Origin of the sequence: Streptomyces sp. GESEQ-4 (genome assembly GCF_017948455.1) — a bacterium.
Classification (GTDB): Bacteria; Actinomycetota; Actinomycetes; order Streptomycetales; family Streptomycetaceae; genus Streptomyces.
In genome coordinates this window covers 172,969-187,031 of record NZ_JAFFSU010000011.1, presented here as the reverse complement: position 1 = coordinate 187,031, position 14,063 = coordinate 172,969, and the positions used below count along the sequence as shown (strand labels likewise).

Here is a 14,063-nt window from a genome sequence, read left to right as displayed (position 1 = left end):
GCGCGACCAGCCCCCACCGGCCCGCAGGCTGTGCACCCCCAGAGCGCCCCCAATGCCCGCAGCCAGCGCCCCGTACTCTTGGGGCCGTGAGCAGCAGCCCTCCCCCCGACGCCCTCCTGGGCCCCGCCGACATTCGCGAGCTGGCGGCAGCCCTCGGTGTGCGTCCGACCAAGCAGCGCGGCCAGAACTTCGTGATCGACGCGAACACGGTCCGCCGTATCGTCCGTACCGCAGGCGTACGGCCCGATGACGTGGTCGTCGAGGTGGGCCCGGGGCTCGGCTCCCTCACCCTCGCGCTGCTGGAGGCAGCCGACCGGGTCATCGCCGTAGAGATCGACGACGTACTCGCCGGCGCGCTGCCCGCCACCGTCGCCGCCCGGATGCCGGAGCGGGCCGAGCGGTTCGCGCTCGTGCACTCCGACGCCATGCACGTGACCGAGCTGCCGGGTCCCGCGCCGACCGCGCTGGTGGCGAATCTGCCGTACAACGTGGCCGTGCCCGTGCTGCTGCACATGCTCGAGACCTTCCCCGGCATCGAGCGCACGCTGGTGATGGTGCAGTCGGAGGTCGCCGACCGGCTGGCCGCCCCGCCCGGCTCGAAGGTGTACGGCGTCCCGTCCGTGAAGGCCAACTGGTACGCCGAGGTCAAGCGGGCCGGTGCCATCGGGCGCAACGTCTTCTGGCCGGCGCCCAACGTGGACAGCGGGCTCGTGTCCCTGACCCGGCGCGTCGAGCCGATCAAGACGACGGCCACCAGGCGCGAGGTGTTCGCCGTCGTCGATGCGGCCTTCGCCCAGCGCCGCAAGACGCTGCGCGCCGCGCTCGCCGGGTGGGCCGGGTCGGCCGCCGCCGCGGAGGCCGCCCTCGTAGCCGCCGGTGTCTCACCGCAGGCGCGCGGCGAGTCGTTGACCGTCGAGGAGTTCGCCCGTATCGCCGAGAACGGCAAGAGCGCCGCCGACAACAAGGAGCCCGGTCAGCAGTGAGCGTCACCGTTCGCGTTCCCGCCAAGGTCAATGTCCAGCTGGCCGTGGGCGCCGCCCGGCCCGACGGGTTCCACGATCTGGCCAATGTGTTCCTCGCGGTCGGCCTCCACGACGAGATCACCGTCACGCCGGCCGACGGACTCCGCGTCACCTGCGAGGGCCCGGACGCCGGTCAAGTCCCCCTGGACCGTACGAACTTGGCGGCGCGCGCGGCGGAAGCGCTGGCCGCGCGGTACGGCCGTACCCCGAACGTCCATCTCCACATCGTCAAGGACATCCCCGTGGCCGGCGGTATGGCGGGCGGGAGTGCGGACGGCGCGGGTGCGCTGCTCGCGTGTGACGCACTGTGGGGAACCAACGCCTCCCGTGACGAACTGCTCGGCATCTGCGCCGAGTTGGGCAGCGATGTGCCGTTCAGTCTGGTCGGAGGGGCGGCGCTCGGTACCGGGCGCGGGGAGAAGCTGACGGCGCTCGAGGTCGGCGGCACCTTCCACTGGGTGTTCGCGATGGCGGAGCGCGGGCTGTCGACGCCGGCCGTGTTCCGTGAGTTCGACCGGCTCGCCGAAGGCCTGGACATCCCCGAGCCCGTCGCCTCCCAGGAACTCCTCGGCGCGCTCGCGAAGGGCGACCCCGACGCGCTGGCCGCCGCCGTCTCCAACGACCTTCAGCCCGCCGCGCTTTCGCTCTTCCCGGAGCTGGCCGACACCCTCGCCGCGGGCCGCGCCGCCGGTGCGCTGACGGCGCTGGTCTCGGGTTCGGGTCCGACGACGGCGTTCCTCGCGCGGGACCGGGAGTCGGCGTCGAAGGTCGCGGAGGCGCTGCTCGCGTCCGGCACATGCCGCTCGGTACGGCAGGCGTCGGGTCCGGCGCCGGGCGCCACGGTGCTCTGAAGCTCGCTCTGAACCTCCCGGCGGATCTGAAACCCCAGAGCCCTCCCCGCGCGCCCCATTTGTCGGACAGGCACAGTGAATTCACCGTTCCTTGGCCTGAGTTGGTGCGGGTGGGGCGGGCGTGACGCGTAGGGTCGTTTGAACTTCAAGCACTCGCCGTGTCACACCACAGAGTGCGCGCGGCGGTGTCCCCCCAAGTGAACTGAACTGATCCTGGAGGCACACCTGTGTCTGCGTCCCCCACACCCGACCACCGCAGGAAGCGCTCCCTCTCCCGGCGCGGCATGATCGCCGCCGGCGGTGCGGTAGCCGCGGGAGCCGCTCTGACCCCGGTCGTCTTCGCGGCCGGCGACTCGGACTCCGGTACGTCGGACGCCTCATCCGGCACTCCGGGCACCGAGCCCCAGAAGTTCCCGGCCACCCGCACCGAGGCCGCCACCGGCACCGCCGCGACCACCGCCCCCTTCGCCATCTCGTACGTCGGTGTCCGCTGGACCGGCGCGGAGGCCGGTGCCGGGATCCGGTTCGCGGACGGCAAGTGGCAGGAGCTGGGCGGCGGTTGCGCGACCGTCGAGAACGGCGGCACGGCGCTGGTGGCGGCGGGGGACGCCACCGCGTACGAGCTGAAGGCGCCGCAGGGGGCGAGCGGGGTGCGCTCGCTGGCGATCGACACGACGGGCGGGGCCGGCAAGACCTTCCGGGTGCCGACCGAGCCGACCCGGGTGCGTGGGGTGCAGTACCTGTCGCGGCCGGCGTGGGGCGCCGACGAGTCGAAGCGGTACAAGGACGGGAAGGTCAACTCGCCCGAGACGTACTACCCGTTGCAGACGATCACCGTCCACCACACCGACACCCCGAACGCCGACCCCGACCCGGCGGCGACCGTGCGCGGCATCTACGAGTTCCACGCGATCACCAACGACTGGGGCGACATCGGCTACCACTTCCTCATCGACGAGGCCGGCGCCGTCTACGAGGGCCGCTACTCCGGCGACGACGGCATCCCCGCCTTCGACCCGGAGGGCAACCTCGTCACCGCCTTCCACACCGCCGGCTTCAACTCCGGCAACCTCGGCATAGCCCTCCTCGGCAACCTGACCGGCCAGCCGCCCACGGACGCCGCCAAGGCCTCCCTGACCCGCCTCATCAAGGTGATCACCCGCTTCAAGGGCCTCGACCCCCAGGCCCAGGTCACCTTCGTCAACCCCGTCAACGGCGTGACGAAGGACGTCAACACGATCAGCGGCCACCGCGACTGGCTCCAGACCGACTGCCCCGGCCAGACGATGTACGACCTCCTGGACGAGGTCCGCACGGCGGTTGCCGACACGCGCTCCTGACCTTTCCCGCCGACAGTTGGCCTGCGTCGGTGTGCAGGCCAACTGTCAACGGACGGGCGAGGCAAGCCGTCCGGTCGGTGCTGCGGGCGCTCAGGTGCGTCGGGCGTCGACCGTGTCACAGCGCCCTCCCGTGGCCCAGGATCGGGTCGCCGGGTGTGCCCTGCGTGCGGCACAGGGCGGGTAACGGCGCTCGGTGGGAGCTTTCGCGTCGCCCGGAGATCGAGCGGTCCGGGTCCCACGGATCCATACGGGGCTTTCGCCGCTCGGTCGACCAGCGTCCGACGTTCCGTGGAACCGCCGGCGCGCACGCCTATCAGCCGGGTCGGCGGTGGTCCTCAGCTGGGATTGTTGGCGTGCGTGAGGGTCGTCCATGCGTTGAAGTAGTTGTCCGTGCCGGAGGGCCGGTGTTCCTCGGTGTACTTCTGGGTGTTGGACATGCTGATCCCGAGGCGGTTCTGGAGGGCGTTGAACCCGACCTCCGTGACCTGGTCGAGGCCCTTGTTGACCGAGCCGCCGCACAACCAGGAAGGTACGGCGGTGCCGTTCTCGTAGGAGGTGTGGAAGCCCAGCGCGTGGCGCAGCCGGTCCTGGATCCTCGGATAGAGGTCCTGGCCCTGGATGCGGCTGGTCTCCGCGATGTCGGCTATGGAGGCGATGCCCCAGCCGGTGTGCCCGAAGTCCCGGCAGGTCTCCTGGGAGAGGCCGTTGGTGAAGGTGCTCTGGCCCTGCCAGTACTTGATGATCTCGGCGCTGGTGTCGATGCTGCTGCCTGCCGGCGGCTTCGGCAGGGCGCCGTCACTGGTCAGGTAGATGTACGCGGGAACCCGGGCGAGGTAGGTGCTGACCGCCTTGTCGTAGCTGGTGCGGTCCTCGATGAAGACCGAGATACCGATCGCCGCCTCGGTCATGACCAGTTCCCAGTTGCCGTTCTTGGTCGCTGCGCCGTTGATCACCTCGGGCAGGTAGACGGTGCGAAGCATGGTCGCGAAGCGGCCCGCGCCCGGCCAGCCGCCGTCGTAGGTGTACTTGATGATCTCGGCGGCGCGCGGCCAGGTCGATCCGGCCCAGCCGGTCTGCAGCGGGGCGTTGCTGTTGGTGTGATCGGTGATGGTCGCGGACCAGGCGTCCATGATCTCGATCGACTTCTTGGCGTACCGGGCGTCCCTGGTGAAGTACCAGGCGAGCGCTTGCGTGTAGGCCGCGATGGCGTCCTGCCGCTCGTCGGTGCAGCCGCGGTTGGGGTTGGACGACGATCCGCACTCCACGACGGCCCGCGGCTTGGCGGTACGCGACAGTGAAGCGTAGGAGCTGGCCATCATGTTGTCGTACGCGGCCTTCCATGGCTGTTGGCCGGCCTGCACCTTTGACCGGGCGTAGTCGAGTTGGGCCCGGCTCACGAGCACGCCGGGGTGAGTGAAGGCTGTCGGTGCGGCCGTTGCCCGTGGGGCAGGGCCGGTGAGCTGAACGCTCAGCAGGCCGGCCAGTAGGGCGAGAACACTCAGCAGGGCGGTTCTGGTTCGTGTCATCCGATGACCTCTTCCGTTCACGAATGAGAACGCAGTTCCGAATGAAGAACGATTGGCCTGGACCATAGGGAAGGCTTGTGTACATGTCAATAGACAGGAGTGGCCGGTCCACGGAGAACCGGTCCCGGACAGCAACGAAGCTCAACTCATCGGAGTTGGGCGATGCGTAGCGTCGTACGGCATCCCCCGACAGCCCGAGTCAGGAAGGGCCCAGCCTCCGCGTTTCGGCCAAGCCGACCGGTGGTCCAGCGGACAGGGCCGCCCGGGAACCCCCGCCGGACCGACCCCGCCCCACCCCGCGGACTACCCTGGAGGGTCGATCGACCCCCGTGTCAGGAGAGTAATGGCCGTCAATCTGGTCAATGTCGAGAACGTCAGCAAGGTGTACGGCACCCGTGCCCTGCTCGACGGGATCTCCCTCGGCGTCTCCGAGGGGGACCGCATCGGCATCGTGGGCCGTAATGGCGACGGCAAGACGACCCTCATCCGGATGCTGGCCAAGCTGGAGCAGGCCGACACCGGACGGGTCACGCACTCCGGCGGGCTGCGGCTGGGTGTGCTGACCCAGCATGACTCGCTCGACCCGGCCGCCACCGTCCGGCATGAGGTCATCCGGGATCTGGCCGACCACGAGTGGGCGGGCAACGCCAAGATCAGGGATGTGCTGACCGGGCTGTTCGGGGGGCTGGACCTGCCCGGGTTCCCGCAGGGGCTGGACACCGTCATCGGGCCTCTCTCCGGCGGTGAGCGCCGCCGTATCGCGCTCGCCAAGCTGCTCATCGACGAGCAGGACCTGATCGTGCTCGACGAGCCGACCAACCATCTCGACGTCGAGGGCATCTCCTGGCTCGCGAACCACCTCCGTGAGCGCCGCTCGGCGCTCGTCTGCGTCACGCACGACCGCTGGTTCCTGGACCAGGTCTGCACGCGCATGTGGGACGTGCAGAAGGGCTCGGTCTACGAGTACGAGGGCGGCTACACGGACTACGTCTTCGCGCGCGCCGAACGCGAGAGGATCGCCGCCACCGAGGAGACCAAGCGGCAGAACCTGGTCCGCAAGGAGCTGGCCTGGCTGCGGCGCGGCGCCCCCGCCCGTACGTCGAAGCCCCGCTTCCGCGTCGAGGCCGCCAACGAGCTGATCGCTGACGTACCGCCGCCCCGGGACAGCAGCGAGCTGATGAAGTTCGCGTCCTCGCGGCTCGGCAAGACGGTCTTCGATCTGAAGGACGTGACCGTCCAGGCCGGGCCGAAGGTGCTGCTCAAGCATCTGACGTGGCAGCTCGGGCCCGGCGACCGCATCGGCCTCGTCGGCGTCAACGGCGCCGGCAAGACCTCCCTGCTGCGCGCCATGGCCGAGGCGGCGCGGACCGAGGGCGAGACGCAGCCGGCCGGCGGGCGGGTCGCCGTAGGGAAGACCGTCAAGCTCGCCTATCTCTCGCAGGAGGTCGGCGAACTCGATCCCAATCTGCGGGTGCTGGAGGCCGTGCAGCGGGTGCGGGAGCGCGTCGATCTCGGCAAGGGGCGTGAGATGACCGCCGGGCAGCTGTGCGAGACGTTCGGCTTCAACAAGGAGAAGCAGTGGACGCCGGTCGGTGATCTGTCCGGTGGTGAGCGGCGCAGGCTCCAGATCCTCCGGCTCCTCATGGACGAGCCCAACGTCCTCTTCCTCGACGAGCCCACCAACGACCTCGACATCGAGACCCTCACCCAGCTCGAGGACGTCCTCGACAGCTGGCCCGGCTCGATGATCGTCATCTCCCACGACCGGTTCTTCATCGAGCGGACGACGGACCGGGTCTTCGCTCTCCTCGGCGACGCCTCCCTGCGGATGCTGCCGCGCGGCATCGACGAGTACCTGGAGCGGCGCCGGCGCATGGAGGAGGCGGTGGCCGCTTCGGCGCCCGTCGCGGTGAAGGCCGCCGCCGGACCGAGCTCCGCCGACCAGCGCGCCGCCAAGAAGGAACTGCAGAAGATCGAGCGGCAGCTCGACAAGATCTCCGAGAAGGAGACCAAGCTGCACGACCGGATCGCCGACAACGCCACGGACTTCGCGAAAGTCGCCGAACTGGACGCCGAGCTGCGCCAGTTGGCCGGTGAGCGCGAGGAACTGGAACTGCGTTGGCTGGAACTCGCCGAGGACGCGTAGCACTTCGTGCCCTGCGTGCGGGCGGCGCGCTGGTGCGTGAAGGGTGCGTGAAGGGTCATAACGGGGGCGTCACGGGCCGGTTCTCCCTTGGGAACAGCGGCCGATGAGCGACGGTGCGCTGTCGGCGGCGGGTGATAGAAAGGCTCGTCTGAGAAAAGTCTGAGAGACGGCTGGTGTGGCCGAGACGCGACGGCACAGAACGTGGCACCACACCGGTCGAAGGGGGAACCGCTCATGAGTCAGCCGCCCAACCAGCCGCCGCAGGGTGGCTTCGGAGCACCACAGGACCCACGCCAGGGCGGCTTCGGGGCCCCGCCCCCGCAGCAGGGAGACGCTCCGCAGACCCCGCCGGCCCCGCAGCAGGGTGACGCTGCGCAGCCGCCGCCCCCGCCGCAGGGTGCCCCTCAGACGCCCCCTCCGCCCCAGGGCCCGCCCCAGGCACCGCCGCCCCCGCAGGGTCCGCCGCCCGGCAGCCCGCAGCAGCCGGGGTACGGCTATCCGCAGCAGCCGGGGCAGGCAGCCCCGTACGGCCAGCAGCCGGGGCCGTACAGCTCCGGTCCGTACGCCCAACCGCCGCAGCAGCCGGGACCGTACGGCCAACCGCAGCCCGCGCCCTACGGCCAGCAGCCCGCCCAGGGTTACGGCTACCCGCCGCCGCAGTACCCGGGCGCGCCCGGCCCCGGCTCGCGCAACCCCTTCAAGGGAAAGCCCGCTCTCGTCATCGGCGCGGCGGTCGCGGCGCTGGTCGTCATCGGCGGCACCGTGTTCGCGGTGACCAGGGGCAGCGACGACCAGGACAAGAAGCCGGTCGCCCAGCAGAGCGACGACCCGAAGGGCTCGCCGTCCCCGACCGGCTCCGGTGACGGCGGCGGCGCTGACGGCGGCTCCGACCCGGAAGACCTCAACGAGGGCCGCCAGTCGGGCGAGTCGAAGGTGCTCTGGTACAAGGAGGCACCGGACGCGCCCGGCAGCGGTGCCGACGCGCCCGGCCTGTGGATCACCGACAAGGCGGCGGTGAAGGCGGCGTACAAGCAGGTCTTCGCCTACAACGTCGGCGACGGCGGCGAGACCTGGGACCCGATCACCTTCCCGGAGAAGATCTGCGCGGTCACGCCGGAGAAGTCGTCCGGCGACAAGATCGTCGTGGCGTACATGAGCGGCTCCAGCGACCGCGCCAAGTGCAACCAGCTCCAGCAGATCGACCTCAACACCGGCGAGAAGGGCTGGAAGGGCACGGTCGGCGACGGCGCGTTGTTCGACAGCACGCTCGACGTCGAGTTGTCCATCACCGGCAAGACGCTGATGGTGGGCCGCTCGCAGTCCGGTACGGCGTACGACATCGACAGCGGCGACAAGCTGTGGGACAAGACGAGGTACGGCGACAAGTGCTTCCCGGACGCGTTCGCGGGCGGCGAGAAGCTGATCGCCGTGGCGTCCTGCGATGCCACCGGCACCAATGAGCACGACGAGGTGCAGGAGCTCGACCCGGCGACCGGCAAGGCCAAGTGGACCCGGAAGTTCCAGAAGGGCTGGAAGGTCGCGCGCGTCTACTCCATGGACCCGTTGGTCATCTACAGCACCAACGAGGACAAGAAGGCGTGGAACATCTCCACCTTCGGCGCCGGCGGCAAGTTCCGCTCGCAGGTCAGCGTCGACATCAACATCGGCGCCAAGTGCGGCTGGGCCATCCTCCAGCGTGATCTGCTGGGCTGCACCGGTGTGGCCGCCGACGGCGACACGCTCTACCTGCCGACCGACGCCACCACGAGCGCCAACGAGATCGTCGCGATCAACCTCGCCAACGGCAAGGAGAAGTGGCGCGTCAAGTCCCCGGTGGAGGAGCCGATGCTGCCGATCAAGGTCGAGGACGGCAAGCTCATCGCGTACGTCCAGCCGTCGTACGACGCGGGCGGCCAGGTCGTGTCGATCCCGGTCACCGGCAGCAGCCACACCCCGGCGAAGCTGCTGCAGAACCCGGCGGGCACCGCGAACATCGAAAACGGCTTCTTCTCCAGCGTGTTCGACTGGGTCGACGGGCGTTTCTACCTGGCGAGCACCCGGCTGAGCGGCAACGACGAGAGCAAGGAGAAGCTGATGCTCGCCTTCGGCAAGTGAGGCGCGCACCAGGCATGACCTTGACCGCCGTCCCCGAAGTACCCGCCGCACCCGCCGTCCCCGTCCCCTGAGGTAGCCACGCCATGACCCAGCCGCCGCCCCCACCGCCGCCCCACCAGCCCCCGCAAGGGGGAGGGTTCGGCCCGCCCCAGGACCAGCCGCCCCAGCCGCAGCAGCCGGGCCCCGGCGGTTTCGGCGCACCGCAGACCCCCGCGCAGCCGCCCGCGCACCCGCCGCAGGCCCCCCAGGGCATGCCGCCCGCCGCCCCACCGCCGCAGCCCGGCTTCGGCCACCCCCAGTCGCCCCCGCCCGGCTACGGCTACCCGGGCCAGCAGCCCAACCCGTACGCACAGCCCCCGAACCAGCCCCAGAACCAGCCGCAGAACCCGTACGGCCAGCCCCCCGGCTACGGCTATCCGCAGCCGGGCATGCATCCGCACCCCCACCCCACCGTGCCGAACGGTGGCGGGCGGAAGTCCAACACCACGCTGGCCGTGATCGTCGCGGCCGTCGTGGTGATCGCGCTCGTCGTCGGCGGCGTGTGGTACTCGCAGTCCGGTGACACGGGCGGCAAGGAGGACACGGCAACCTCCAGCGGCGGCACCGGCGGCGGGGACGACGACGGCACGGGAGGCGGCGGCAGCGTCCCCGCCGGCACGGAGAAGGTGCCCGCCGACGCCTCCTCCAAGGTCCTCTTCCAGGTCCCGTCACCCAAGGTCGAGGACGACACCACCGTCGTCGTGTCCGGCTCGTGGGTGACCGACAAGGCGTACGTCAAGAGCGGCGTCGCCGAGATCGTCGGCTACGACCCCGACAAGGGCACCGAGCTGTGGACGATCCCGCTGCCGGGCCCCGTCTGCCAGGCCAGCAAGCACGTCACCGACAATCTGACGGCCGTCGCCTTCGAGCCCGCGATGCCGACGAAGGCGAAGCCCTCGAACGGCTGCACCCAGATCGCGGCGCTCGACCTCGACGCCGGTAAAAAGCTGTGGACGAAGACCGCCGAGGTCGACGGCCAGCCGATCCGGTTCGACAACATCACCGTCAGCGGCGGCACGGTCGCCGCCGGCGGCAGCAGCGGCGGCGCCGCGTTCGACCTCGAGACCGGCAAGCCGCTGTGGCTCCCCAAGGCCAACGAGGACTGCCGCGACTCCGGGTACGCCGGCGGCGAGAAGCTGGTCGCGGTCCGCAGGTGCGGCTCGTACGACAGTCCCCAGCTGCACATCCAGACCATCGACCCGCAGTCCGGGAAGGTGAACTCCGAGTACAAGCTGGCCGAGGGCGTCGACTACGCCAGCGTCGTGTCCACCCAGCCGCTCGTCGTGGCCGCCGAGGTCGGCGAGTCCAAGGACGCCGTCGGCATCACGGACGTCTTCTCGATCGACAACGCCACCGGCAAGCTGCGCATCCGCATCTCCGTGCCGGGCGACCAGTTCGAGGCCCGCTGCTCCGGCGTCACCAGGATCGAGTCCTGCACGGGCGTCGTGGTGGGCAACGACCGGCTCTACGTGGAGACCAAGGAGCACGCCGGCGGCGGCGAGTACGGTCGTACCAACGAGATCGTCGCCTTCGACCTGGCCACCGGCAAGCAGACCGGACAGCGTGCGGACGCGGGCGACCGGTACACGATCACGCCGCTGCGCATGGACGGCGGCAACATCATCGCGTACAAGCGTCCGCCGTACGACAAGGGCGGGCAGATCGTCAGCATCGACGGTGGCACCTTCAAGGAGACGAAGCTGCTGGAGAACCCGTCCGTGAAGACGGTGCGGGATGTGGAGACCCGTATGTCTCCGCAGTACGCCGAGATCCTCTACGCGCAGGGGCATCTGTACATGTCTTCTGTGTACGCGAGTGAACTCGGCAATCCGGACGACAAGAGGTACCTGGTGATCGCGTTCGGCACCAACGGCTGAACCACTCACTCGCGTTGACGGCCCCGTCCCTGCTCAGAGACGGGGCCGTGCGCGTACCGCCCATCACCCTCGAATGAGCGGAAAGCGAGAAATTCCGTCGATCCGGGGCACTTCTCATCGGTAGGGGGAGCGCAACGTCGAACAAGCGTGTAGCTTCCGGGGGCATGAAGAGCGGGGGAGCCGGGTGGGGGCTTCTGGCCGCGCGGACCAGTGGGCATGCATAGTGGGGCATCCATTGGGGGGACTGGGGGGTTGCTCGATGGGAGTGCGGCTCATGGTGGTCGACGACCACCGACTGCTGGCCGAGGCACTGGCCTCGGCGCTGAAACTGCGGGGCCATCGCGTGCTCGCCGCGGCGGCACCGGCCGCGGGGGCGGCGGAGCTGGTGATCGCGCGGGCGCCGGAGGTGTGCCTGCTGGGGACGGCGACGCCTGCGGAACCGGGCATATTCGACCCGGTGATGAAGATCAAACGGGAGCGCCCACAGGTCGCGGTGCTGGTCCTGGGGCCCGTGCCGTCACCGCGTGGCATAGCCGCCGCGTTCGCCGCGGGCGCCTCGGGCTATGTACGGCATGACGAGCGCATCGAGGGTGTGGAGCGGGCGATCATGAAGGCCAGGGCGGGCGAGGCGGCCGTGGCGCCGCAGCTCCTGCAAGGCGCCTTCAGCGAACTCCTCAACCCCGCGGTTCAGCCGGACGACGAGGGCCAGCGCCTGCTGCAGATGCTGACGCCTCGCGAGGTCGAGGTTCTGGTCAGGGTCGCCGACGGCGAGGACACCCGGCTGATCGCGGCCGGCATGGGCATCGCCCCCTCGACCGCACGCACGCATGTGCAGCGGGTCCTGATGAAGCTGGGGGTGGGGTCGAGGCTGGAGGCGGCGGCCCTGGCGGCCAGGACCGGCCTGCTGGACCGGGCGGGTCCGGTACCGCACTCGGCCCCTGAGACGGGGACGGGTAACGGACTGGAGTAGATCAGAAACGGGGCCGGAGTCCGTCGCGGACTCCGGCCCCGGTCTCACGGGCGAGGCGACTCGGCCGACTCGTCCGGCAGGATGTCCGGAGGCGGCGGAGCCACAGGCCGCAGCTTCAGCCACACCAGGAAGAACACGCCCAGCGCCAGCATCCCCAGCCCGGTCCAGAGGTTGATGTTGACGCCCTCGGCCTTGTCCAGGTCGGCGTCGGACGGGGAGATGCCCGCGATCGTGACGATCACGCCGTAGATCACGAACAGTCCGCCGATGATGCGGCGCAGGTCGAAGATGCGGGCCGCGGTCGCGGACTTGGCCTGCAACTCGCTGACTTCCCGTAGGACGTCCTTCTCGGAGTACTTGGAGTATTCGGAGGGCCCTGAGTGCTCAGACATGGTTTCTCAATCCTCCCGCGATCAGAACGAGAACGGGATGTAGCAGGCGGCGGCCAGGACGATCGCACCCCAGCCCAGCAGGGCCGGCCTGCGGTACCAGGCGTCGTCGCCGACGGCCGGAGCCTCGGACATACCGGGCGAGACGGTGCCGTAGACCAGGCCCTGCAGTTCCTCAGCCGGCTTCGGCTTGGTGAACAGCGACACGGCGACCATGACGACCGCGCCGGCCACGAAGCCGACGATCGCGGAGACGAAGTTGGCGCCCTGGTCGGAGGGGATGTCGACGATGCCCTCCTTGTAGATCCAGAAGTAGTTCACCATCGCGGCCACGGTGCCGGCGAGCAGTCCCCAGAAGCCGGACACCGCGGAGGCGCGCTTCCAGAACATGCCGACGATGAAGACGACGAACATCGGCACGTTGAAGAAGGAGAACAGCGTCTGGAGGTAGCTCATGATGTTCGAGAACGACGACGCGAGGAACGCCGTGCCGACCGAGGCGCACACACCGATCACCGTGATCAGACGGCCGAACCCGACGTAGTACTCGTCCTCCCGGCCCTTGACCACGTACCGGGCCCAGATGTCGTTGGTGAACACCGTGTTGAAGGACGACACGTTGGCCGCCATGCCCGCCATGAACGCCGCGAGCAGACCGGTCACCGCGATGCCGAGGACGCCGTTGGGCAGCAACTGCTCCATCAGATACGGGATGGCGTCGTTGTACTGGTAGCCCGAGTCGGGGGTGCCGAAGCCGGGGATCAGGGCCGCCACCGTCAGCCCCGGGATCATCACCAGGAACACGATGAAGATCTTCGGGAAGGCGGCGATGAGGGGGGTGCGCTGGGCCGCCGACAGGTTCTTGGCCGACAGCGCTCGCTGGACCTCCGCGAAGTTCGTCGTCCAGTAGCCGAAGGACAGCACGAAGCCCAGGCCGAGCACGATCGTCAGCCAGTTCGCGCCCAGCGGGTTGTCGCTGCCGATGCCGGTGCCGCCCCACGCGGTCGTGAAGTCGGCGCCGTGCGTCTTCGTCAACGAGTCCGTCAGACCGTCCCAGCCGCCGACCTTCTTCAGACCCAGCACGACGATCGGGATGAGGGCCGCGAGGATCACGAAGAACTGCAGCACCTCGTTGTAGATCGCGGACGACAGACCGCCGAGGGTGATGTACGCCAGCACGAAGGCGCCCGCGACCACGATCGCCACCCACTGCGGCCAGCCGAGCAGGGCCTCGACGACGATCGCCAGGGCGTAGAGGTTGACACCGGCGATCAGAACGGCGGCAAAGGCGAACAGAGCCGAACTGAGCAGATGTGCCCACTTGTCGAAGCGGAGCAACAGCATCTCGGGAACCGAGCGCACTTTGCTGCCGTAGTAGAACGGCATCATCACCAGGCCGAGGAAGACCATGGCCGGGATGGCGCCGATCCAGTACCAGTGCACGGTGTACGCGCCGTACTGCGCGCTGTTGGCGGCCATGCCGAGGATCTCGGTGGCGGCCAGGTTCGCCGAGATGAACGCGAGACCGGTGATCCAGGCCGGCAACGACCGGCCCGAGAGGAAGAAGTCAAGGCTCGTCTTGACCGAGCGGCGGGCGGCGAAGCCGATGCCGAGGACGACGACGAAGTAGATGCCGAGGATCGTGTAGTCGAGCCAGTTGGTGGGGAGTCGGAGCTCAGCTGCCAGGTATGTGGGGGTTTGCATAAGCACTCGCTTCGTTGCGCGAACTGATCCAGAGCGGAACCTACGCCTCCGTGTTCAGTAATTGAACACTTCGTATGGTGCTCT

At 69.4% G+C, this 14,063-nt stretch carries 10 protein-coding genes; 7 read left to right on the top strand and 3 right to left on the bottom strand.

Going from position 1 to position 14,063, the window contains the following annotated elements; all coding sequences use genetic code 11:
* The first annotated feature begins 86 nt into the window (after positions 1–86).
* From rsmA to KCH48_RS22440, 3 genes are all read left to right on the top strand, one after another.
* Positions 87–983 (top strand): 16S rRNA (adenine(1518)-N(6)/adenine(1519)-N(6))-dimethyltransferase RsmA, encoded by an 897-nt coding sequence (gene rsmA / locus KCH48_RS22450; RefSeq protein WP_210576469.1) that lies wholly within the window; start codon positions 87–89, stop codon positions 981–983.
* Complete coding sequence (locus KCH48_RS22445; protein WP_210576468.1) at positions 980–1,873, top strand: 4-(cytidine 5'-diphospho)-2-C-methyl-D-erythritol kinase; 894 nt, start codon at positions 980–982, stop codon at positions 1,871–1,873. The genes rsmA and KCH48_RS22445 overlap by 4 nt, the downstream gene beginning before the upstream one ends.
* Before the next feature lie 227 nt (positions 1,874–2,100).
* On the top strand, positions 2,101–3,213 hold the full coding sequence (locus KCH48_RS22440; RefSeq protein ID WP_307840914.1) for a peptidoglycan recognition family protein: 1,113 nt from the start codon (positions 2,101–2,103) through the stop codon (positions 3,211–3,213).
* A 335-nt stretch (positions 3,214–3,548) separates the two neighbouring features.
* Here the strand turns inward: KCH48_RS22440 and KCH48_RS22435 are convergent, their stop codons facing one another.
* A complete protein-coding gene (locus KCH48_RS22435) occupies positions 3,549–4,739 on the bottom strand; it encodes an alginate lyase family protein (protein ID WP_210576467.1) in 1,191 nt (396 codons plus the stop codon).
* Positions 4,740–5,082: 343 nt separating this feature from the next.
* Between KCH48_RS22435 and KCH48_RS22430 the strand changes: the two genes are divergently transcribed.
* From KCH48_RS22430 to KCH48_RS22415, 4 genes are all read left to right on the top strand, one after another.
* Positions 5,083–6,885, top strand: coding sequence for an ABC-F family ATP-binding cassette domain-containing protein (locus KCH48_RS22430; protein ID WP_210576466.1), 1,803 nt, complete (start codon positions 5,083–5,085; stop codon positions 6,883–6,885).
* A 234-nt stretch (positions 6,886–7,119) separates the two neighbouring features.
* Positions 7,120–9,000: a PQQ-binding-like beta-propeller repeat protein gene (locus tag KCH48_RS22425; protein WP_210576465.1), complete on the top strand. Its 1,881-nt coding sequence runs from the start codon at positions 7,120–7,122 to the stop codon at positions 8,998–9,000.
* 83 nt (positions 9,001–9,083) lie between these two features.
* Positions 9,084–10,916 (top strand): PQQ-binding-like beta-propeller repeat protein, encoded by a 1,833-nt coding sequence (locus tag KCH48_RS22420; protein WP_210576464.1) that lies wholly within the window; start codon positions 9,084–9,086, stop codon positions 10,914–10,916.
* Positions 10,917–11,175: 259 nt separating this feature from the next.
* The gene (locus KCH48_RS22415) at positions 11,176–11,886 is read left to right on the top strand and encodes a response regulator transcription factor (protein WP_210576463.1); all 711 of its coding nucleotides are present in this window, start codon (positions 11,176–11,178) and stop codon (positions 11,884–11,886) included.
* A gap of 44 nt (positions 11,887–11,930) precedes the next feature.
* Here KCH48_RS22415 and KCH48_RS22410 read toward each other — a convergent pair whose 3' ends face one another.
* Together KCH48_RS22410 and KCH48_RS22405 are read right to left on the bottom strand one after the other, a co-directional pair.
* Positions 11,931–12,278: a hypothetical protein gene (locus KCH48_RS22410; protein WP_210576462.1), complete on the bottom strand. Its 348-nt coding sequence runs from the start codon at positions 12,276–12,278 to the stop codon at positions 11,931–11,933.
* A gap of 21 nt (positions 12,279–12,299) precedes the next feature.
* On the bottom strand, positions 12,300–13,979 hold the full coding sequence (locus tag KCH48_RS22405) for a sodium:solute symporter family protein (protein ID WP_210576461.1): 1,680 nt from the start codon (positions 13,977–13,979) through the stop codon (positions 12,300–12,302).
* Positions 13,980–14,063: the final 84 nt, after the last annotated feature.